The 22527-nt window shown below is 43.5% G+C and carries 20 protein-coding genes; 9 read left to right on the top strand and 11 right to left on the bottom strand.

All coding sequences use genetic code 11. The features are described 5' to 3' along the window. Positions 1 to 175 precede the first annotated feature (175 nt). From NEE14_RS12255 to NEE14_RS12210, 10 genes are all read right to left on the bottom strand, one after another. Positions 176 to 616, bottom strand: coding sequence for a hypothetical protein (locus NEE14_RS12255; protein WP_251968747.1), 441 nt, complete (start codon positions 614 to 616; stop codon positions 176 to 178). Between the two features lie 120 nt (positions 617 to 736). Continuing rightward, the gene (locus tag NEE14_RS12250) at positions 737 to 2062 is read right to left on the bottom strand and encodes a TMEM43 family protein (protein ID WP_251968748.1); all 1326 of its coding nucleotides are present in this window, start codon (positions 2060 to 2062) and stop codon (positions 737 to 739) included. Between the two features lie 52 nt (positions 2063 to 2114). Then, positions 2115 to 3542 carry a hypothetical protein gene (locus NEE14_RS12245; protein WP_251968749.1) on the bottom strand — a complete coding sequence of 476 codons (1428 nt, stop codon included), beginning with the start codon at positions 3540 to 3542 and terminating at the stop codon, positions 2115 to 2117. 32 nt (positions 3543 to 3574) lie between these two features. Further along, positions 3575 to 4714, bottom strand: coding sequence for a hypothetical protein (locus tag NEE14_RS12240; protein WP_251968750.1), 1140 nt, complete (start codon positions 4712 to 4714; stop codon positions 3575 to 3577). Between the two features lie 143 nt (positions 4715 to 4857). Continuing rightward, positions 4858 to 5232 (bottom strand): DUF805 domain-containing protein, encoded by a 375-nt coding sequence (locus NEE14_RS12235; RefSeq protein WP_022456406.1) that lies wholly within the window; start codon positions 5230 to 5232, stop codon positions 4858 to 4860. Between the two features lie 239 nt (positions 5233 to 5471). After that, positions 5472 to 8102, bottom strand: coding sequence for a hybrid sensor histidine kinase/response regulator transcription factor (locus NEE14_RS12230; RefSeq protein ID WP_251968751.1), 2631 nt, complete (start codon positions 8100 to 8102; stop codon positions 5472 to 5474). Positions 8103 to 8498: 396 nt separating this feature from the next. Then, positions 8499 to 9479 (bottom strand): M48 family metallopeptidase, encoded by a 981-nt coding sequence (locus tag NEE14_RS12225; protein ID WP_251968752.1) that lies wholly within the window; start codon positions 9477 to 9479, stop codon positions 8499 to 8501. Between the two features lie 401 nt (positions 9480 to 9880). Continuing rightward, entirely contained in the window at positions 9881 to 10018 is a 138-nt protein-coding gene (locus NEE14_RS12220) for a hypothetical protein (RefSeq protein ID WP_251968753.1), read from the bottom strand. 200 nt (positions 10019 to 10218) lie between these two features. Beyond that, positions 10219 to 10635, bottom strand: coding sequence for a 5-fold beta-flower protein (locus tag NEE14_RS12215; RefSeq protein WP_251968754.1), 417 nt, complete (start codon positions 10633 to 10635; stop codon positions 10219 to 10221). Positions 10636 to 11320: 685 nt separating this feature from the next. Next, positions 11321 to 11542: a hypothetical protein gene (locus NEE14_RS12210; protein ID WP_338578732.1), complete on the bottom strand. Its 222-nt coding sequence runs from the start codon at positions 11540 to 11542 to the stop codon at positions 11321 to 11323. A 14-nt stretch (positions 11543 to 11556) separates the two neighbouring features. Between NEE14_RS12210 and NEE14_RS12205 the strand changes: the two genes are divergently transcribed. Then, positions 11557 to 13212: an IS1182 family transposase gene (locus tag NEE14_RS12205; RefSeq protein WP_338578731.1), complete on the top strand. Its 1656-nt coding sequence runs from the start codon at positions 11557 to 11559 to the stop codon at positions 13210 to 13212. 77 nt (positions 13213 to 13289) lie between these two features. Here NEE14_RS12205 and NEE14_RS12200 read toward each other — a convergent pair whose 3' ends face one another. Next, positions 13290 to 14408: a glycoside hydrolase family 43 protein gene (locus tag NEE14_RS12200; RefSeq protein ID WP_251966737.1), complete on the bottom strand. Its 1119-nt coding sequence runs from the start codon at positions 14406 to 14408 to the stop codon at positions 13290 to 13292. A 132-nt stretch (positions 14409 to 14540) separates the two neighbouring features. On the opposite strand from NEE14_RS12200, the gene rpoN reads away from it, so the two are divergent. The 8 genes from rpoN to NEE14_RS12160 all read left to right on the top strand — a co-directional run bounded on the left by rpoN (position 14541) and on the right by NEE14_RS12160 (position 22496). Then, positions 14541 to 16013, top strand: coding sequence for an RNA polymerase factor sigma-54 (rpoN, locus tag NEE14_RS12195; protein WP_251966736.1), 1473 nt, complete (start codon positions 14541 to 14543; stop codon positions 16011 to 16013). A gap of 11 nt (positions 16014 to 16024) precedes the next feature. Next, complete coding sequence (locus NEE14_RS12190) at positions 16025 to 16645, top strand: hypothetical protein (RefSeq protein WP_251966735.1); 621 nt, start codon at positions 16025 to 16027, stop codon at positions 16643 to 16645. 12 nt (positions 16646 to 16657) lie between these two features. Then, positions 16658 to 17038, top strand: coding sequence for a glycine cleavage system protein GcvH (gene gcvH, locus NEE14_RS12185; RefSeq protein WP_251966734.1), 381 nt, complete (start codon positions 16658 to 16660; stop codon positions 17036 to 17038). Between the two features lies 1 nt (position 17039). Beyond that, positions 17040 to 17546 carry a 5-(carboxyamino)imidazole ribonucleotide mutase gene (gene purE, locus NEE14_RS12180; protein ID WP_251966733.1) on the top strand — a complete coding sequence of 169 codons (507 nt, stop codon included), beginning with the start codon at positions 17040 to 17042 and terminating at the stop codon, positions 17544 to 17546. Positions 17547 to 17594: 48 nt separating this feature from the next. Further along, positions 17595 to 19427, top strand: coding sequence for a 4-hydroxy-3-methylbut-2-en-1-yl diphosphate synthase (locus NEE14_RS12175; RefSeq protein ID WP_251966732.1), 1833 nt, complete (start codon positions 17595 to 17597; stop codon positions 19425 to 19427). A 125-nt stretch (positions 19428 to 19552) separates the two neighbouring features. Beyond that, on the top strand, positions 19553 to 20749 hold the full coding sequence (locus NEE14_RS12170; protein ID WP_251966731.1) for a phosphatase PAP2 family protein: 1197 nt from the start codon (positions 19553 to 19555) through the stop codon (positions 20747 to 20749). A gap of 98 nt (positions 20750 to 20847) precedes the next feature. Then, positions 20848 to 21456, top strand: a complete 609-nt coding sequence (locus NEE14_RS12165) for an SIS domain-containing protein (RefSeq protein ID WP_422394711.1) — start codon at positions 20848 to 20850, stop codon at positions 21454 to 21456. Between the two features lie 98 nt (positions 21457 to 21554). Next, on the top strand, positions 21555 to 22496 hold the full coding sequence (locus NEE14_RS12160) for a carbohydrate kinase family protein (RefSeq protein ID WP_251966729.1): 942 nt from the start codon (positions 21555 to 21557) through the stop codon (positions 22494 to 22496). Positions 22497 to 22527 lie beyond the last annotated feature (31 nt).

Below are 22527 nucleotides of genomic sequence, written 5' to 3'. Positions count from 1 at the left end.
AAGTTAACTACGCTCTTATCGCTGATAAAGAAAAGAGGGTGAATCGCGTATTACGACACACCCACTGTCTATTATAGTTGTTGCATTTGTCTATAGGGATCATATGAACGTGTTTTTGTAAACTAAAATCAGATTGTTAAACTTGCTAAGTTTAATCCGTTCCCATTTTTTTTGTTCAATACCCCTCTATCTCAACTCTACCGTCCTTGCCGCTTAAGTTTACAGTGAATTTACGCGTCGTTCTATCCTTGTCGGTATATGAGAAACCATTGTTGGGTATGCTGCCAAAGAAAGTCATAACTACCATGATGGGGCATTCTGGTACTAGCTCAAATTGTTCGTAAAGCGTTTCTTCGTGGAACGAAATTCTGCCGTTGTCGTCTATTTCGCACTCGCTGAGTTTGAGTACCTTGAAATCCTTTACCACGGTAGTGGCTGAGAACAGAACTTTCACGTACGAATCGGCCGCTCTCGCATTGAATACGTGGTATTCCTTGATTTCCATGAGAAAAACCTCGTCGACAGAACGAACGTATACAGGAGTCGGAATCCCTTTTACTGGCGTTCCGGCTACGGTACTTTGAATACTGTCGGCAAAAGATATTGCCGCTAACAACAAAACAAAAACTCTGAATATGTAATAAGTTTTGCTGTTTTCGCACATGGTAGACTGCCCATTGTAAAGGCGTGGATCTGTTCCAAAACTGCTCATAAAAGCTTTCATTCCTATTATTCCTTACATCTGCACGTTTAATACTTTGGCTTTCTTATTATTTTTTCCTCTTTTCACAAGGTATGCTATGAGCACGACGATGACAGCCAGCAGTATTCCTGCGGTAACGGGACGATAAAACAGCCAAGCCGCGGCAATCACAAGTAGTGACCATACCAATCCCAACACTTTACATATCAAGCCGACACCAAGTCCGACAATATCGGCCAGGAATGGCAGGACTCTCAACAAATCTACCAAGATACCGAAAATCCCCTTTAATCCAGAGACTACCAAGAACAAGCCTATGAAACGTAGTACCCAGGAAATGATTGAATTGCTCAGATGCTCAGTTTCGAACATCTCATCCATGCTTACGGCTCCGGATGTGAGAACAGACAATTTTTTACCGTTTTTTGCGATATACGACTGCAGGTTGTTTCCACTTACTACGGCTATAACGGAAGCATCTCCCGGCATTATTTTTGTAAAGGTGACAGACACATCACCAACTTGCGGATTGTTGGGATTCTTTCCGAAATAAAGCACGTTACCATTAACATGGACATAATTGTAGTCCTGTTTGACAATCTGCCCTGTCTCCGTAGTCGCGACAGTCTCAACCTTTACTGAGTCTCCTTCGGCGATAGTAGATGTTTCTCCGGCAACGGCGGCTGTATTGTTTACAGTAGAAGCAGACGTGCTTTCGAAACTTTTCTTGATATCCCTATTCCACTCACTTAATCGCTCTTCGCTTAAACTCAGTTCCATCGGGACTGTACCGGAAATGGAACCAATCAGATCCTTTGGCAGTTTGTATGCTCCGAATGTTACATTCTCTGCCATATAACTTTTATTTTCGATGTCCATCAACACAAAGTTCTTGTTTTGATAATCAGGATCTTTGAACTCCTGAGAATTGACAGGGTTACCTATCCATTCCTGTTTATAGTAGTAGGTTGTTACTGTTTCCTGACTTCCTCCGGTTTTATCTTTTGTCTCGGTCTCTGAATGCTCTACCCATTGATAGTATTGCACTTTACGTTCCAGTTGTATCGCTACGCATCCTACGCCGAAAGTCAAGTCATTAAGAGAATCCTTTGTTTGGGTGAAAGCTGTGGCATGAATAAGTTTTCCATTTAAAGATGGATCCGGTTTTGATACATCTTCTACATGTACTGCCACTGTTTGTGCTTCCTCCAGCATTTGGGTTATCTGCACAGTACGTCCTTCATTCCACCACAATAAAGCTGTACCACCCAATAATAACAAGAATCCGATACCGATACCTTTTAAAGAATTGGACACCCGGGTTCCATATCCTGTTGTTTTTGTTTCTTGATAAGCCATAATAATATTATTAACGGTTAATCTTTATAATTTACTTTCTAGTATATTCCTGTTAATTACCGATAGGAAGCTGTGCGCCATATCCGGGTTCCGCTCCAAACAACTGCACAGCCTTGTCGAAATTGTAACGGTTTCCGAACATTGAAACTCTTGTGGTTGAAGTTCCCTGTTTGTTCAATCCATGAGCCTCCCTATAAAGATTTGCGGCGGAATTTGGATCATAACTTTCAGTTGTCATTACCTTCAAGGAAGCGAATCCCTTCAAATAAGCTTGATCGATCACATCTTTAAACTTACTTGTACTTGGGAGTTCTCTGTTATTCTCGTATTTTGTCAGCATTTCAACCTCCTCAAAGCGTTTACTAGGTACATAGAGCCATTTACCTCCGCTTGTACCTGCAATCACGAGATCACCCTTGTTCATAAAAAACAGATTGTCGTATGCCGAACATATTTTGCGTTTGTTAGCAGGAAGGTTAGAATCGTCCCAACCGCCGTCCAATGCACCAAAGTTATTACAGCCGAAAATATTATGATGTACATTATGATCTGCTCCATTTTTAAATCGGTACCCGTACCCCATGCTCTCCATTTCTTTTGTCGTCGGCCATGAGAACAACACGGTGTTGTGATGAAAATCGACGGTTGACAGATGAGCACCAGTATTCTGGTTCAAACCTCCGTTAATTTCACAGGAAGCATATAAATTGGAAACAAAAACATTATTATATATTTCCCAGTCACCTCCCATGTTTGTCATGATGATGGCATTGAACGAAGCGTTCAGGAACATACAGTTGCGGACTATGAACTTGCCTGCTACCTTTCCTCCAATAAGACGGATTGTTTTGTTTGGTGGATTTCCTACCGGCATGATACGTCCGGTTTCACAACCTTCAGGACAACCGAAACGTTCGTCTGTTGGATCGGCTTTAGCATATTCATGCACCAAACCCAAGTCGAAGAACAATCCATCAATGATTATGTGTGAATTTTTATCTGAGGTAGCCTCAATCATCAGTAGCCCCTGTCCTATTGTACCTCTTTGTTCCACTGAAGGCTGAATACGTGTAATGTATTTTATAGGGTCACGTTCTGTGAAATCATCGTTCCACCCACCTTCGAGACTGACGTATTTACCTTTTATCTGAATCCATCCGCGGTCCAAATTGCCAAGATAGTTGCCCTGAGATATACGGATCATGTCACCGTTTGTCGCTTTATCAATGGCTTTCTGTATATCCTTCATCGGAGCGTCTTTTGTCCCTTCCGCTCTTGCGCTGCCTTTTTCAAGGCTCACATAAATGGCATTGCCTCTAGTACTAAGAGTTCTGCTTGCCACATTGCCTGCAGACTCGTTTGTCTTTTCTGTCACTGTCTTTTTTGCTCGTTGCAGAAAGTTGCCTACTTGTGCTTCAGCAGCCAGACCCATGACGAACAATATTACCGCTATCAGCACACTATTTCTATAATCTTTCATTCTCATTTTCTCTTTTATTTTACAGATTATTATTATCCTACACTTGATTCTTGCACATAAATACCTTCAATGCTGGTATTAGAATCGAAACAACCATACGGCTTTCCGGATACGGAATGAATAATGAGAAAACCGTTATAAAAAAAGACCTCAAACTCATAATCACATTCACCATACGATAAATGATGTTTGAATGTATTACCGTCCAATATACTTTTACCGTCGGTCAAAGCTTGACGTCCCTTATTTTTGTAATCGATGGAAAACTCCATCACTTCAAGATCAGCTCCAGAACGGGAAATATCGATACGCCCGTAATGTTCAGAATATGATGTCATATTAAAGAAACTATATCCTCCGGCCAATTCCCGATTGTCAGCCTTTAAATAATAGATTGTTGATTTAGAAAAAGGACTGCAATAAGCATCCGCTTCCCTATCCATGGCATATCGTACATCACCTTTATAAGTACGGAGTTTAAATTCCATTTGTGTCGTTTCGTCAAAACATTCCAATGTCTTGCCCACTATATGTCCTAAAAATATTCGCCTTAAAGCACAAACATTTTCCGTATCATAGACGTTAAACAAGATTTCGCCATCCGTATCGATCATACCCAATACTCGGAGAAATTCCGTGCCTACCTCATTTTTCATCATCATTTCGCCTATCAGCACTTTTTTCTGCCGTGCACAAACCAGACGAATTTCCCGATTGTTGATCTGTCCTTCCCATAGATAGTATAAAATAGGCTCTGCTGGTACTTCATCCGTTTTCCGTATCTCTGGTTTCATTTCCGTATGACTCCAAGAACAATTCATATCTTTAACCAAGCTGACATTACCGAAATCATCTACATGATAAATTGAGTATTTGTCTAAAGTAATGTGAGTTCCATGACTAAACAAAATACCCTCGTTACCACTAAAACAATATTGGAAAAGTTGGATATTCTCCGTGATATTATCTATATATACAATACTAAACTGCTGATTGTTACGAAATTCGCAATCTATGAATTTGAATACAGCTGGATTTGTAAGCTTTTTTTCATCCAAAACACAGGCTTTCTCTCTTAGATCCGAGAATTCAAAAACTTTGTAGAGATTGATATAATTGTTTTCTGTCACAGAGATGACACGGTTGCTTCCAAATGCACGAATCTGTTCCATCTCATTTCTAGCCGTTATTCTTATCGGGTTCCCTAGCATGGCTCTGGAAAAACAGAACCATGGTAAAGAGAGCTAAAAGAATGTCTCGTGGAAATATCCTTTTTGCCATAAATTCAGATTTAATGAAAAACACGACTTTTTTATCAGGCTGGATTGCCAAAACGGTTCGCGACTTTCTCGCCTTCTTTTATCAGCAGAATAAGAAACCAGATAGAACCTATAAGAGGTATTAGATTAATAAATATCCATTCTCCTCCTTTGCCTATATCGTGAAGCCTACGCACGCTGACAGCCAATGTAGGTACAAGCAGTCCCAATATGATAATTACTTGCAGTACTAAAATGATATAATAAAGGAAAGAGATACTTGCCACAAGGTTCATCAAGATAGAGAAGACAGCCCCAATGATGAAATAGACCAAATAAAACATCCAAAATTCACTTCTACCGGCACGTCCTTTGAACTGGGCATACTTGCCAAGGATAATCTCCATGAAATTTGAAATAATAGCTCCCATAGTCTTTAAATTTTAAATTAATAAATCATGTTATCTATATAATTGATGTCTGAAGCAAATATATCAGTATTTATTACCTTCAGTTAGGAATATTAGATCAAAAATCGGTATTATTAAACCTTTTTTCTGTGGTACAATCAGGATTTTTTGAATATAAAATGGGTGTATATTTTTTGATTTACAATGTTTTAATTGTCCTGTTTTCTCTCTCAAAAGCAGAATGGTTTTTTGTAGATATTCTACAATTTAGGAGTTTTTCTGTATTGACTGGGGGTGACATTGAACATTTGTTTAAAGACACGTGTAAAATAACTGGTATCTTCAAAACCACAAGTCGTGGCGATATCTCCGATGGCTTGTTCTGTAGAAGCTAGCAGACGTTTGGCTTTTTCCATCCGAATCTGAAGAATGTAGGTGGTAGCTGTATAGTCGGCAATCGAACGGATTTTCCGATTCAATTGCGTTCTACTCATACACATTTTGTCGGCAATAAAATCTGCGTTCAAATCTTTGTCCGCTAAATGGCTATGTATAATTGATGTTAGTCGATTCAGGAAATCACGGTCTCTAGATGATAATTCCACATTTTGAGCAGAACCTTCTTGTAAGGCCTTAGAGAATTTGTCTCGCAATTGCCGGCGCTGCTCCAACAATTTTTCGACACGCACAAGTAACTCTTCTGCATTGAAAGGCTTGATCAAGTATGCGTCCGCTCCTTCTTCCAAACCTCGTATGCGGTCCGCGTCACTGCTTTTCGCTGTGATGATAATGATAGGGATGTGGTTCAATATCTCAGACTGCCGGATTTCATGGCAGAGCATATAGCCATCCATGCCTGGCATCATCAGGTCTGTCAGGATAAGGTCGGGCATGTAATTTTTCGCTTTATCAATGCCTTCTTTGCCGTCAGAAGCATAATTAAGATGGTATTTCCCCTTTAGTAGGGTGCTGATGTAAAATGAAATATCCAGATTGTCCTCCACAATCAGTATGGAAGGACTAAGACTATTTTCAGCGACATTATTCTTAACCTGAATCTTTTCCAGATCATTCTTTCCACGAATTTGTTCTGTAACGTTGGTAGCATCGCTCCATGGAAGTCTCTCTATCGAATCTTGATCAAGTGGTATATAGACTGAAAAAACAACCCCTTCACCTTTCTTGTTGTAAACTTTGATGTTTCCGTTCATACTTTCCACCATCTGGCGTGTGTAGGGAAGTCCTATACCTGTTCCTATCTGCTTCTCGTTGTTTGAACCTTGGTAAAACGTATCGAACAACCGTGGTATTTCCTCTTCGGGAATCTCATTTCCGGTATTGAAAACCTGCAACCTCAACAATGATTTATCTTTTTTCATTTCTATCCTGATAATTCCATTGGCAGGCGTATATTTCAGTGCATTTGAAAGCAGATTGCGCATTATTTTATTAAAATACTCAGGTATAAAATCCATCTCGATGGTATTCGATTCCGGAATGAACAGCAAATTAATGTACTGCGAACAGGCATATTCGCGATAACTGTCAAGAGTCATGCGTATGAATGCGACAATATTTCCCCGATACCACTGTTTACGATCAGCCTTTGCCATAAGTTTTGACATGTCCAGCAATTGATTTACCAATTCCAGCAAATTGTTGCCCTGCCGTTGAATGGAGTTAAGGTAACGTTCCGTCTCGTCTTTAGATACATCGTTATTCCGCATTTGCTCCACCAATCCCAGGATTACGGTGAGCGGTGTACGGAACTCATGTGTGATATTGGTGAAGAATCCGGTACGTATCTGTTCTACCTGTCGTAAAGTACGGTTTGTTTTTGACCTCATCCGCAAAGCATACCAAAGGAATGCTATGGCCGAACAAGTCATCAAAAGAATCAGAATGCTCACAGTTAGGATGATTCGCTTGTTGCGTTGTTCCTCAATGAAATTCTTTTTAACCAAATCAATTTCCTGTGCGTTTTTTTCTATTTCGTATTTAATTCTCAGATTTTGGAGATGATTGATGCTTTCCTCATTTTTCACGCTGTCAGCATATGCCTGGCTCTGTATGTAACTTTCCAAAGCTCTTTGGCAGTCGTTTTGTCCTAAAAAGTATATATAATCCAGCTTATGAATCGCACTCAGATGTTCAAATGAATTAATGTCCCGTGCCGTTTTCCTTGCCTGCGACAAATAAGTTTGTGCTAGGGCAGGGTTGTTAAGTTTGAGAAGTACACGTGCCATCGAAATACATGACTCCAACCAATGCCAATGGTCGCTTTTCCCTTTCATTATGTCATAGGCTTTGTGGTAGTTGGCTAGAGCTTCATCAAGTTCACCTTTTTTTTCGTGAAGGTTTCCGAAATGGTTATAGCAAAGGGATATTCCTAAATCGGATTTAGCCTGCTGATTGTATGACAAAGATTGCTTGAAATAGATATAAGCCGAGTCGTATTCTTCACGGCTTTCAAATATAAAACCTAAGTTGGCCGTGTTGATTGCCTGTCCCAATGCGCTGTTCAATTCCTTTTCTCCGGCTAAGGAATTACGGAAAACTCTTTCAGCCGCATTATTATTCCCCAAGGAGAGATAAATATTCCCGATTCCATTCATGGCAACCAACCGGTTTTTCTTGATGTCATACGTTCTTCCCTTCATTTTCTCTATCAGGCCCAATGCCCTGAAATGGTATTCGGAAGCTTCGGTCAATATCCCGATACGCCGGTAGTTGGTTCCAAGATTATTCAGCGCCTTCACGATTTCAAGCGTGTCATTCATCTGAGTAGCCATCTCCAGACCTTTTTTATGATATTGAATGGCATCGTCAAAAGAGGCATTTTCACGATATACTTTTCCTAATTGTCCGTACGTGGCAACCTGCCCGTACATATTGTTTGCTACTTTAAAAGAATCAAGAAAGATCAATAAAGAATCTGTGTTACAATTTTTTTGTAAAATCGAATCAATTTCTTTTCTAGCCTCTTCCGAATACAGAGGCGAATCACTCTTCCGGCAAGCGAATAATATTGAGAGTCCTGTAATAAGGATATATAGATATGTTTTCATAAATCGTTCATGTATTTTTTATACAACTTACATTCTGACTTGACTTGTAAAGAGCTTCATCGCTCTGTTAATAAAAATCACATATGTTTCTGTTAGCAAAGTTAACATTATATTCTTTGCCTGGCAGGCGTTTAGTGGGTTACTTCGGAAATTTTTTCCCTTGTTTTTCTGTTTGAATTTGTTTCTTAGTTGATACATCTATATCGGGATATTCGATAATTAAAATTGTTCAAGAATGCTTATTCTTTTTTCAATCGGAGGGTGTGTGTCGAATATACCTCCAAGACTTCCGATAAAACCTACAGCCTGCTTCCCCGGATGCTGAATAAACAACTGGGCGACATCTTCACGTGTCACTGCCTCAATGTTAGGGTCTTTGGCAATCTTGCGTAGGGCAGAAGCAAGAGCAAGCGGATTCTTTGTCATTTCAGCTGCTTCGGCATCAGCCAAATATTCCCTTTTTCGTAAAATGGCGAACCTCATCAGTTTAGCAAACAATAAACCTATCAGGACAACTATGAGTGCCAGAAGCAGTACTATTATGACAGCTCCATTACTATTACCATCCTTTTTATTGGAACTGCTATCAGAAGAAGAAAATATTGACTCGAATGCTAAACGTGCAATCATTGAAAACACACCTACAAACACAATAGAAACAATGAGCAGATGTACATCGTGGTTGCGTATGTGCGATAGTTCGTGCGCAATGACCGCTTCTAACTCATCATTTTTTAGTCTATTTATTAACCCTTTCGACAACGTAACCGTATATGTCCGTTCGTTGATTCCGCTTGCGAAGGCATTGAGCGACTCGTCATTTATAATATTGATTTTCGGTATCTTCATACCTTGGCTCATGCAAAGATTCTCTACCAGATTGTAGACACGTTTGTTTTTTTTTCTTTCAAGTGTCGTTGCTCCTGTTGACACTTTTATTATATACGTATTCCAAAAATAGGCTATGGTGAACCATACGAAAATCACTCCAAGAACATAAGGAACCGAGATCGAGTAAACTGAGTTGACGGAAAGCCAGAAGTGCCCCTCTGTCTCAGCTTCTTCAATAAAACCCAGCCATGCGAAAAGAATGAAAAAAATGTACACCACACCTAAGACAAGGCATGGGAACATAAAAAGCAGGAGCGTCGAACGGAAGTCGTTTCTCCTTTTCTGTGTCTGTATCCCGATATATTCCATTAAGTAACCGTTCAATAATAATTTTATATTTTAGGTTTTACAGTTTGTATAACTTCTTTAACTCCTGAAAGTTGAACTTGCAAAACTTGAAGAGTATAAAAAGTCTATAACTATTATGGGAATCCTTGTAATTTGAATTCTTTCCAAGTTTCTGCCTTTTGATATGCATCCAATGTTTCAACAGGCACAGATATAAGTATATCCGGACTGATATTATAAAAAGGGAATGTTGATATTCTTGGAGGCTCGGCAGCCAATATGGTAATTTGTGTGAGAGCGGAACAATTGTAAAACGCAAACTCACCAATGCTTGTCACACTAAAGTCTGTACCATTATAAGTTGCTGTGAATTGGATGGTTACAATACCAGAAAGATAGCTGTAATTATTCTCAAGACTTTCTTACTCAAACGTCACTTCTACGTTTTTTGAGCCTTTGTCGGTAATATTGTAACATAAATCACCGACTTTGAAATCGTATGCCCATGCACCTGTTACGGATAATAGGGTAATGGCAAAAGTAAGTATTGTCGTTGTCATATTCCTTCTAAATTTGATTTTGTAATTTACTGGCAGCAGCTCCTGGGGCGGAGCTGCTGCCACTATAGCTTCCACTTCCATGGCTGCTGTACGATTCCCTTCGGTAAGATCCACCACTATTTTTTATTATACAATATGAGACCATGCTTGTGGTAATTCCGCTTATTTATTTCATAACTTAATTTATTTAACCCCACCTTCTATTTAAAGAAGCCGAAAAAGAAAAAGAGAGCAGCATGCTTAGTGGAAACATTTTCGGCTTTCCCGATTGTAATGTTGGACGCATTTTTCACACTGCCATTGCTTTCTACTTTTCCAATTTTAATGTTGGACGCGTTTTTTACAGTGCCATCGCTGTCAATGGATCCCAACTGACTGTTGTTTTTGTTCCACACTTTCCCGTTACTGTCAATCTTTCCTATTAAGATGTTGCCAGTATTGCGTATTTCTCCTGAGGATGAAATAGACCCAATTTTAATGTTGCCAGCATTTCTCACTGTCCCGTCACGTTCAATTTTTCCAATAGTAACGTTGGAGTTGTCACGAATAGTTTGTGCACCGGCAAACTGGAAAATACCGATTAGAGCCAGCATTGTAATGATTACTCTTGTTTTCATATATGTAATAATTTGGTTAGTAATTAAATACTCATCTATTTCAATACTAATGTTCTATTCGTCTAATACATATAAATAAGTGTTCATGTGCTTCACAATGTTACGATACACTTATTTTATAACTATAGTAGCAAAAGTATCAGAATTTATGTCCGAGGGTTAGGATAATCAGGTTAAATATCAGGATTTTTGGACTATTTTTCGTTTGTGTAATTAGTATTATTTCGATATAAAAAAATATTATATATATAATTTTCAGTGTTTTAGTTATCCTACTTTTAAAAATGATTTTTCTATTTGACGTTATACAATAATTGGAGGGACTGAATTGAGCTAGTGTTACATCAAATATTTGTTTGATTGAGCGTACAAAATAACTAGTATCTTCAAAGCCACCAGCCATGATGATATTTCCGATGAGTTGTTCGGTAGAAGAAGATAACAGATGTTTTACTTTTAACTCTATGATTTGTTCGGAACCTTCGTGTAAAACTTTGGTATATTTGTCTCGTAACTGCTAACATTGTTCCAGCTACTTCTCGACACGTACTAGCTTTTTGATGGGTCAGAAGTTTTTATATATAATGAAGGGTCAATCAATTTTAAATTTCTAAGTAATGAAAGAGGTATCTTTGTACACGTTTTTTTAAGAGATTTAGATTTAAAGTTAGAAGAGTTGCGTAAGTCATGATACTTCTTTTTTATCCTTACTTGTAGATCTAGTTGAATACGGTATAACGGCTTCCTCTCTGAATATAATGTATGGTAAGAGGAAACTGCTCCAATTTGTGGTATGGATATAAAAAGAAGGTGTGTCAAAAAGCACACCTTCTTTTTTTAGCACAAAGCCCCGACTTTCACAAGCTGGGGCTTTGTTATTACCTAAAGATTTTGTATCTTTAAGCATAAAGATTTATACATATGGCAAAGATACATTTTCGTCCATACACTCCCAACCAAACGGTACTTTTTCCGCAAAGAATCGATGAAGATATTGCAGAAAACGATCCTGTGCGCATGGTTGACGCTTTGGTTGAAAGCCTGAATCTTGAAGGTTTCAGGAAGTTATACAAAGAATGCGGCCGCAGTCCTTACCATCCCAAGATGATGCTAAAGGTTATCTTGTATGCCTATATGAACAATATATACTCCTGCCGGAAAATAGAAAAGCTTCTTCATCGTGATATCCATTACATTTGGTTAGCCGGTTATGAGAAACCGGACTTCATTACTATCAATCGTTTCCGTAACCGGGTGAAGAATGAGATTAACGAAGTGTTTACCCAAACCGTACTTCTGCTTTCATCCAAAGGTTTCATCAGTCTGAATGTGGAATATATTGACGGAACAAAGATTGAGTCCAAGGCCAACAAATATACTTTTGTATGGCGGAAGAGCGTTGAGCGAAACCGTGAACGACTGATGAAGAAAATCAGTGTTCTGTTAAGCCAAATAGATGACGTCATCGTTCAGGAAAAAGCTTCGGAAAACAACGAGGAAATTGAGTTTACACCTTCCATGCTGACAGAAATGGCGGGAGAATTACGCAATGCCCTTGAACAGACTTCAGAACCATCCACGAAAGAGCAGAAATCTGCACTGAGAAAGAAACGCAGGCAACTGAAAGAACTGGAAGCACATAGAGATAAGCTTCAGGAATACAATAACCATCTGGACAATCTTCAGGACCGCAACTCTTATTCCAAGACAGACAAAGAGGCCACCTTTATGAAAATGAAGGAGGATGCCATGCGCAACGGTCAGACAAAGCCCGGATATAATCTTCAGATTGCTACGGAAAATCAATTCATTATCGATTATTCTCTTTTCCCGAATCCGACTGACACCTTGACGATGATCCCCTTCCTGAAGTCCTTTGCCGACAGATACGGCCAGTTGGCTCATACGGTGGTTGCTGATTCCGGTTACGGATCAGAAGAGAATTACCACTTTATGTCGGAAAACGGGATGGAAGCATACGTCAAATACAATTATTTCCATATGGAGCAGCGGCCAAGATTTAAACCGAATCCTTTTAAAGCCGAAAACTTTTTCTACAATGAAAAACAGGATTACTGTGTCTGTCCAATGGGACAAAAGATGCAGAGGGTAGGTACCAGGCATACGAAAACCGAATCCGGATATGTAGTCGAATATGCCAGGTATAGGGCTGTCAGATGCGAAGGATGTCCGTTAAGATGTCTGTGTTTTAAAGCTAAAGGAAACAGGACGATAGAACTGAATCACCGACTCAGGATATACAAACAGAAAGCCCGGGAACTTCTTTGTTCCGAAGAAGGGCTGAAACACAGAGGGCAAAGGTGTATAGAACCGGAAGCTGTATTTGGACAGATAAAATACAACATGAACTACAAGCGCTTCCGTCATTTTGGAAAGGACAAGGTTCTCATGGACTTTTGCTTCCTGGCCATCGCCTTCAATATAAAAAAGATGTGTACCAAGATGAATAAAGAGGGTATAAATTGGCCAATTAAACACCTTTACGGCCTTATTACCGCTCATTTAAGCTATTGGGAACAAAATAATCGAGATTATCTTCAGAATATCGCTGCCTGAAAAAGTTAACTACGCTCTTATCGTTGATAAAGAAAAGAGGGTGAATCGCGTATTACGACACACCCTCCTTGCCATTTTTACATCTTCCATTCATCCTGCCAATGGATCACGAAACGATCTCCGTCAAACTCAAGCGGGAGCCAGATATAACGGCCGTCGATCGCATTCTCGGGAGTCCAGCGGTCGCCCATATAAATGAACTTGTCCGGATGTCCCGGCATCGGAAGGATATACGTGCTCTGGGAATGATAGGTCGTGGCCGAATCAGCATCCACACACGGATTTCCCAGTTCTTTCCATTCGCCTAAAACAGAATCGGCTACTGCAGAACGGGCCGCGTTCGAAGCCCAGCCTGTACAGCCCGACATCATCAGGTAATATTTCCCGTTATGCTTGAACATGGCAGGAGCCTCCATGAACCGTCCGGCAAAGCAGCGGATGTAGACACCATTGTGATCGGTATAATCGTCGGTCAGCTGGGCAATCTGCAGCGTACTGTTTTCTTCCGACGCATAGATATGATAGGCCTTGCCGTCATCATCGACAAACAGATTCATATCACGGGCCATCTGTCCGCCCTCTAAATCCCGCTTGTGGATATTCAGCGAGTCCGGATGTCCCGGCAGTTCTCCGCCGGAGTAAGCGTCTTCCAGGGCAGGTACAGGCGCATTCTTCAACTCTTCTGACGCATTTGCAGCCCATTTCCCGGCATTAATACGGCCGGCATGCAGGAATTGATACGGTCCGGTTACCTGGTCGCTGACGGCCACTCCGCTTTGTGCTCCGCGATATCCCATGCCTTTGGGTTCGAGGTGGAACCACATCACATATTTTCCGGTCTTGGCATTATGAATCACCTTCGGGCGTTCCAGGATACAACCTTTCTCGATCGGACTGCCCGAGCCTTCGGGTTCTACCGACAAAGCGATGCCCTCATCTATCCAGTTGTACAAATCGTCTGATGAATAGCAGTGAACCCCCACATTGGCCCGGTTACCTGCCTCACCTTCCGTCTTATGTTCACCAAACCAGTAATAACGGCCTCCATCGTACAGGATGCCTCCTCCATGGGCATTGATATGCACCTCCGCGTTGTCGAGCCAGATTTCACCGGGCTTAAACGACTGGTAGCGTTTCCCCTCCTGGCATGAAAATAGTCCTGCTACTAACAGGGACAAGCAAAATGTTTTCCACATACGTTTAGTTTTTAAGTTTTGCAAACTTAAGGATTGAAACCTGGGCGTACAAGAAATTTAAAGGAAAAGACGAAAAGATTTGTCTATAAAAAACTATATTTGCATAATCATTCAGGCTAACGAGTATTTGATATGTTAAAACAACAGTTACGGCAACAACTTCAACAGAAGCTTTCTCCTCAACAGATTCAGCTGATCCGCTTGCTGGAACTTCCTGCTATCGAGCTGGAAGAGAAAGTAAAGCATGAGCTGGAAGAGAATCCTGCCCTGGAGGAAGGCAAAGAAGCACCGGAAGATGATTATGATGTAGCAGAGCACGACAACCCGGATGACGGGGAAGGCTCAGAAGGAGGGGAATCGGATGCAGACCTGGATTTGTCATTAGGCGATTATATGTCGGAGGATGACATTCCTGAATATAAGTTGCAGGAGATGCGCGAACGGAGTGAAAAGAAAGAAGATATCCCGTTCTCGGTCAGTGAGTCACTGAATGAATTTCTGGTTCAGCAGCTGCGCCTGCGTAATCTTCCGGAAAAAGAGATGAAGATGGCCGAATACATCATCGGGAATATTGATGATGACGGATACCTGCGCCGTGACTTAGGAGCCATAGCCGATGACCTGGTATTCCAGGCCGGACTGAATGTGGAAGAAAAGGATATTTACCCCATCCTGCAGATTATCCAGGATTTTGAACCGGCAGGAGTAGGGGCCCGCAACTTGCAGGAATGCCTGCTGATCCAGCTGCGGAAGAAGGAACAGACTCCGGAGACACGGATTGCCATCCGGATCCTGACCGACTATTTTGACGAGTTTACACGCAAGCATTATGACAAGATACTGCGCGGACTGGAGATCAACGAAGAGACGCTGAAGAAAAGCATCCGCGAGATTACTCTCCTTGATCCGAAACCGGGTATTGCCTGGGGAGGAACAATGGAAACGGCAATGAGCCAGATCGTACCGGATTTTATCGTCGATTCGAACAACGGCGAAATTACCTTGTCGATGAACAACCGGGGGATTCCCGACCTGCGTATCAATCAGGAATATGTAGATATGTTCCAGGATTATACAAGCAACAAGGCCAATCAGACAAGCGACCGGAAAAATGCCGTACAGTTCGTAAAGCAGAAGCTCGATTCGGCCCAGTGGTTCATCGACGCGGTCAAACAGCGGCAGGAAACCCTGCAACGCACGATGGAAGCCATTATCGCCCTGCAGAAGGACTTCTTCCTGACAGGCGATGAATCGTCTCTCCGCCCGATGATCCTGAAAGACGTGGCAGAACGGACGGGATATGATATTTCCACCATTTCACGTGTCAGCAACAGCAAATATGTACAGACAAACTTCGGTATTTATCCGCTGAAATATTTCTTCTCGGAATCCATGCAGACAGACAAGGGAGAAGAAATCTCTACCCGCGAAGTCAAGAAAATCGTAAAAGAGCATGTAGATGCAGAAGACAAACGGAAACCGCTGACGGATGAAGAACTGGCCGCTATCCTGAAGGAAAAGGGATACGTCATTGCCCGTCGTACGGTAGCTAAGTATCGCGAGCAGCTGGGAATTCCGGTAGCCCGTCTGCGGAAAGAAATATAAAGGAACAGCTCATGAAAGTATTAGCAAACATATTATCGGTAGTCTTTCATCCGTTGCTGATGGTCACCTACGGAGTCGCCTTAGCATTTGCCAGCACCTATCTGGCTGTCTATCCGCTCCAGATGAAACTGCTGATTCTCTCGGGAGTATTCCTGATGACGGCCGTTGTACCGGGTATCTTCATCGCCCTGCTGGTGAAATATGGCAACGGAGGAGACCTGGCACTGACCAACCGGAGGGTACGCACCTTGCCGTACCTGCTCTTTGTCGCTTCGATCGTGGCCTGTGCCTTTTTCCTGCTGCGGATGCTGATGCCTTTCTGGCTCGTGGCCATCCTGTTCGGGACGGCAGCCGTGATGCTGATGGCTATGGGTATTAACTTCGTATGGAAGATCAGTGCCCACATGATCGGTATAGGAGGCCTGTTAGGAGGTGTTATGGGAGTAGCCCAACTTTATGCGCTCAATCCGTGGATCAGCTTCATCATCGGATTCCTGGCAGCAGGGTGTTTGGGAACTTCCCGCCTGATACTGAAGCGACATACACCGGCTCAGGTCTATGCCGGGTTTGGGTTAGGATTTATAGGTATTTATATATCTTCATTATTAAGTTATTTCTATTTTTTCATTTAAAACACTTGAGATATGAATTTTCCTACAGATGTAAAGTACACAAAGGATCATGAATGGATCCGTGTTGATGGCGACGTAGCATACGTTGGCATTACTGATTACGCACAGAGCGAACTGGGTGAAATCGTTTATGTAGATATCACAACTGAAGGTGAAACCGTAGGCAAAGAAGAAGTTTTCGGTACAATCGAAGCTGTTAAGACGGTATCTGATTTGTTCATGCCGGTTACTGGCGAAGTACTGGAAGTTAATCCGGAACTGGAAGACGCTCCTCAGTTAGTGAATGAAGATGCTTATGGCAAAGGCTGGATCATCAAGGTTTCTGTATCAGATGCAGCTGAGCTCGACGAACTGTTGTCGGCTGCCGAATATGAACAATTAATTGCGAAATAAAATGACTCCGGTTGTTAGTATCATCATGGGCAGTACTTCGGATCTGCCCGTTATGGAAAAGGCAGCCAAGTTCCTCGACGAGATGGAAATCCCGTTTGAGATGCATGCGCTGTCGGCTCATCGGACACCGGAAGAAGTAGAAAAATTCGCCAAGGGAGCCAAGGAAAGAGGTATCCGTGTCATCATCGCAGCAGCCGGTATGGCGGCTCATCTGTGTGGTGTCATCGCTTCCATGACGACTGTTCCGGTTATCGGTGTGCCTATCAACTCGACACTCGACGGTATGGATGCCCTGCTGGCTATCGTTCAGATGCCTCCGGGAATTCCAGTGGCTACCGTAGGGATCAACGGAGCCTTGAATGCCGGTATCCTGGCTGTACAGATGCTGGCTGTCGGTGACGAATCTCTGCAAGCGAAACTGGCCCAATACAAGGAAGATCTGAAGAAGAAAATTGTAAAGGCCAACGAAGATCTGGCAAAAGTATCTTTCAAATACAAAACCAATTAATTTTACGTAGAGACGCAATCTTTTGCGTCTCTACCTGATTAGGAACACATGGATTATTTCAATTACAAACGTCGTCAGTCGTCGGTAGTCCAGATCGGGAATACACCTATGGGAGGTGACAATCCGATTCGTATCCAGTCGATGGCCAATGTTTCCACCATGGATACGGAAGCTGCCGTACAACAAGCCATCCGGATGATCGAAGCCGGAGCCGAATATGTCCGTTTCACAGCACAGGGCGAACGTGAAGCGCACAACTTGGGTGTTATTCGCCGCCAACTGAATGAACAGGGATATACCACTCCGCTGGTAGCCGATATTCATTTCAACCCGAAAGCTGCAGATGCAGCAGCTGTCGAGGTAGAGAAAGTACGTATCAATCCGGGAAACTATGTGGATAAGGTAAAGACCTTCAGCCACCAGGAATATACGGACGAGGAATATGCGGCCGAACTGCAGAAAATACGCGACCGCTTCGTGCCTTTTCTCCAGATATGCAAGGAACATCATACGGCGATTCGTATTGGAGTAAACCACGGTTCTCTGTCTGACCGGATCATGAGCCGGTATGGTGATACGCCGCATGGGATGGTCGAATCGTGCATGGAGTTCCTGAGAATCTGTCGGGATGAAGACTTTCCGAATGTCGTTATATCCATCAAAGCTTCCAATCCGGTAGTCATGGTCAAGACCGTCCGGCTGTTGGTAAAGACCATGGAAGCAGAAGGCATGAACTATCCGCTTCATTTGGGCGTTACGGAAGCGGGTGACGGCGAAGACGGCCGTATCAAGAGCGCCGTAGGTATCGGTGCCCTGCTGGCCGACGGCATTGGAGACACCGTTCGGGTTTCCCTCTCGGAAGACCCGGAAGCTGAAATGCCCGTTGCCCAGAAACTGGTCAATTATATCCTGGAACGGGAAGGTCATCAGCCTATCACCGGTGAGCTGGCTCCCGGTTATGACCCGATTGCCTGCCAGAAACGGAAGACACGGGGCGTGGAAAAGATAGGTTCAGACTTCCTGCCGATTGTCATCTCCGACCGGTCTCAGGGTGATTTCGAGTTCAATTACGAAGCGATGCCCGATTTCATTTATATCGGCCAGGAGAATCCGGATAACCTGCCGGATACATTCCGCATGCTGGTAGATGCCCAGTTCTGGAAACCACGTGCGAACGCATTCCCTTACTTTATTGCTTCTGAAGCAGAAGAGATGAAAAACTACGATTCTCCGCTGAAGTTCATCCGCCTGACTTACCCGGACCTGACGGATGAGGTACTGGAGATTCTGAAAAAAGACAAAACGGTGGTTGTCGTACTGAGTACCCACCGCCGCAACGGATTAGGTGAACAGCGGGCAGCCATGCACCGCCTGATGAAAACGGGCGTAGATGTCCCCGTAATTCTTCATCGTGAATACAACGAACCGGATATCGAATCGCTCCAGCTGAAAGCTGCGGCCGATCTGGGAGCTCTTCTGCTCGACGGTTTCGGCAATGGTGTCATGCTCCATGATAATGCCATCCCGGCCCAGACACTCGACCAGACGATGTTCGGAATCCTGCAGGCAGCCAAAGTCCGTATCAGCAAAACGGAATACATTTCCTGCCCGAGTTGCGGACGTACGCTATACGACCTGCAGACAACGATTGCCCGCATCAAAGAAGCGACTTCACACCTGAAAGGACTGAAAATCGGAATCATGGGCTGTATCGTCAACGGACCAGGTGAAATGGCCGACGCCGATTACGGCTATGTAGGAGCCGGGCGTAACCAGATCAGCCTCTATAAAGGGAAAGAATGTCTGGTCAAGAATATCCCGGAAGAGGAAGCCGTAGAACGGTTGATCCAGCTGATCAAGGATAATGGCGACTGGAGATAAATAAAACAATAGTGTTGTCAAGCTTTTGGCAACACTATTTTTTGCCAGCTTGTATTCTCCCGTACGGGATTCATAAAAGAGAGAAAAGGAAAAAGTTTATTGATATATTAGGTTAAATCTGCTTTATGAGATTTCTGTGTTTATTCATAGCTTTGGGCACATCTGTCTTTTCCGGCTCCGTTTATGCCGCAACCATCGATACGCTGGATATAAACGAGAATCTGTCGATGATACAGAAAGTACAGCGGACATCAGCCTATCAGATCACCAAACAAGGCGTTCCTCTGCTGTTCGCAAGTGCCTTAGCCACCACAATCGACAAAAGAATACAGGAAACACGCCAGGCCAACATGTCATCTTTTTCTTATCACTTTGACGACTACCTGCAATATGCGCCGATGGCCGCCATGTTCGGAATGAAGCTGGCAGGCGTTAAAGGGCGAAGTAACTGGGGCGAGATGATGACAGCCGATGTCTTTTCTGCCGCCCTGATGGCCGGTGTTGTCAATGGACTGAAATATACGGTGAAACGAGATCGACCCAACCATAGCAAAAACAATTCATTCCCGTCCGGCCATACGGCTACAGCCTTCATGGCCGCCACCATGCTCTATAAAGAATATAAAGACCTGAGTCCCTGGGTAGGAATCGGAGCCTATTCGGCAGCTACGCTGGTGGCAGCCGGACGAATGATGAACAACCGTCACTGGCTGTCGGATGTCCTGGCCGGAGCAGGCATCGGCATCATGTCGACAGAAGTAGGATATATCTTATCGGATCTGATTTTCCGGAAGAAACCGGTGTTCGACCTGCTCGACGACGATGTATCCTATTCCAGGATTCCCTCTTTCATCGAGTATTCCATCGGCTACAGTTCTTTGTTTCCACGCAAAATAAGCTTAAACGGAAAAGAACTGACGTCTTACCAAGGATTGAATACCACCATCTCGGCAGCCTACTACCGGCAGAACGGCTGGGGAATCAACCTGCAGGCAACCATTCAGTCGGCCAAGCTGACCCAGGGTGAGGGCATCGCCGGTGCCACATCCTTCAGCATAGGTCCCGGTTACACGTACCGGGTAATCCCACGTATTTTCCTCAACTCCAAGCTCGAGGTGGGTTACTGCCAGTTGCTCTATAACCAGGATGTGCTGCATAAAGGTATTTCCGGCACGGCTGCCACGTCACTGCTGGCCCAGATATCACCGGCCATGGGTTTCCGTCTGTATCTGGAATATGTCTATACCAGTCTGCCTTATTTCGAAACAAACAAGCGCCTGAATTACCTGAATACCGGCCTGGCCATATCGGCCCTGTTCTGACAGGATAAATCTGCGTGAAAAAGGGAAGGAATGCAACGAGTTTGAGAAAAAGATGTATTTTTGTACTTCAGTATATCAAACAAGCATAGAAAATCATGATGACATACGAAATCGCATCTATTTTAGAGAAAGAAGCGAATGCCGTACGAAACATTCCCGTCTCTTCCAATTACGAAGAAGCGGTCAATCTGATTGTGGAGTATGTGCACGCTCGTGGAGGGAAACTGGTAACAAGTGGAATGGGTAAAGCAGGACAAATCGCCATGAATATCGCAACGACCTTCAGCTCGACCGGTACGCCGGCCTTCTTCCTGCATCCCAGCGAAGCGCAGCACGGCGATCTGGGCATTGTCCGCCCCAACGATATCATGCTGTTGATTTCCAACTCGGGCAAAACACGCGAACTGGTCGAACTGGTTTCGCTTACCAGAGGCCTGGTTCCGGAGATGAAGTTCATCGTTATCACCGGAAATCCGGAAAGCGAACTGGCCCGGGAAGCAACCGTCTGTCTGCCAACAGGAGCACCGGCCGAAGTCTGTCCGTTAGGATTGACACCGACAACCTCAACCACGGTCATGACCGTTATCGGTGACATCCTGGTAGTCAGCACCATGAAACGGATCGGTTTTACCAACAGCGATTACGCCAAACGCCATCATGGCGGCTATTTAGGCTCAAAAAGCCGCGAACAGAGCCAGAAAGAATAAAATCAGGTCTACAAGTTTCCCGGCTGAACCACCCCGCAAAACCAACGGGAATCGGGAGTGATTCATGAGAGAAACGGATTCAAAATAAGTGAGAGGAAATGAGAAAAGTAATAGGAATTGGAGAGACAATACTGGATATTATTTTCCGGGGGAACCAGCCTTACGTGGCTGTACCGGGAGGATCCGTATTCAATGGCCTGGTCTCATTGGGACGACTGGGTGTAGATGTGCTTTTTATCAGTGAAATCGGGAATGACAAGGTCGGGGATATCATCCAGCAGTTTATGCAGGAGAACCATATTTCCACCCAGTATGTAGATCGGTTTCCGGATGGGAAAAGCCCGCTGTCGCTGGCATTCCTGGACGAGCACCAGAATGCGCAGTATTCCTTCTACAAAGACTATCCGAAACAGCGGCTGGAAGTACCGCTTCCACCCATCGAAGAAGATGATATTTTCATCTTCGGTTCCTATTATTCCCTGAATCCGGCTTTACGGAAACGGGTTTATGAATTCCTCGAATACGCGAAAGAACGGGGGGCCATTCTCTATTACGATCCGAATTTCCGGAAGGCCCATGCCCACGAAGCCATCCACGTGATGCCTACCGTCCTGGAAAATTTCGAGTTTGCCGATATCGTCAGGGGTTCGGATGAAGACTTCTACAACCTGTTCCGGCAGACCGACCTCAACCAGGTATACCAGGATCATATCCAGTTTTACTGCGATAACTTTCTGACTACACGTGGAGCCGACGGAGTAGACCTGCGGACAAGCCGTTTTTCGGCCCATGTCGACGCACAGCCTATCCAGCCGGTCAGTACCATCGGAGCCGGCGACAATTTCAATGCAGGCATTATTTACGGGCTCCTGAAATACCAGATCCGGAAGGATGATCTGCCAACACTCAGTCAGGAGCAATGGACGAAAATCATCCAGTGCGGTATTGACTTTTCAGCCGAAGTCTGTCAGAGCTACGACAATTACATTTCCTGTGAATTTGCCGGTAAATATGGAAGTTTCCAAGCGAAACTTAAATAAATATAAGATATTGGGAGAATTTCGGGGATTT

The sequence above is a fragment of the Parabacteroides sp. AD58 genome (assembly GCF_023744375.2).
Classification (GTDB): domain Bacteria; phylum Bacteroidota; class Bacteroidia; order Bacteroidales; family Tannerellaceae; genus Parabacteroides; species Parabacteroides absconsus.
Note: the sequence above shows the minus strand (reverse complement) of the source record. Positions and strands in the feature narration are given on the sequence as shown.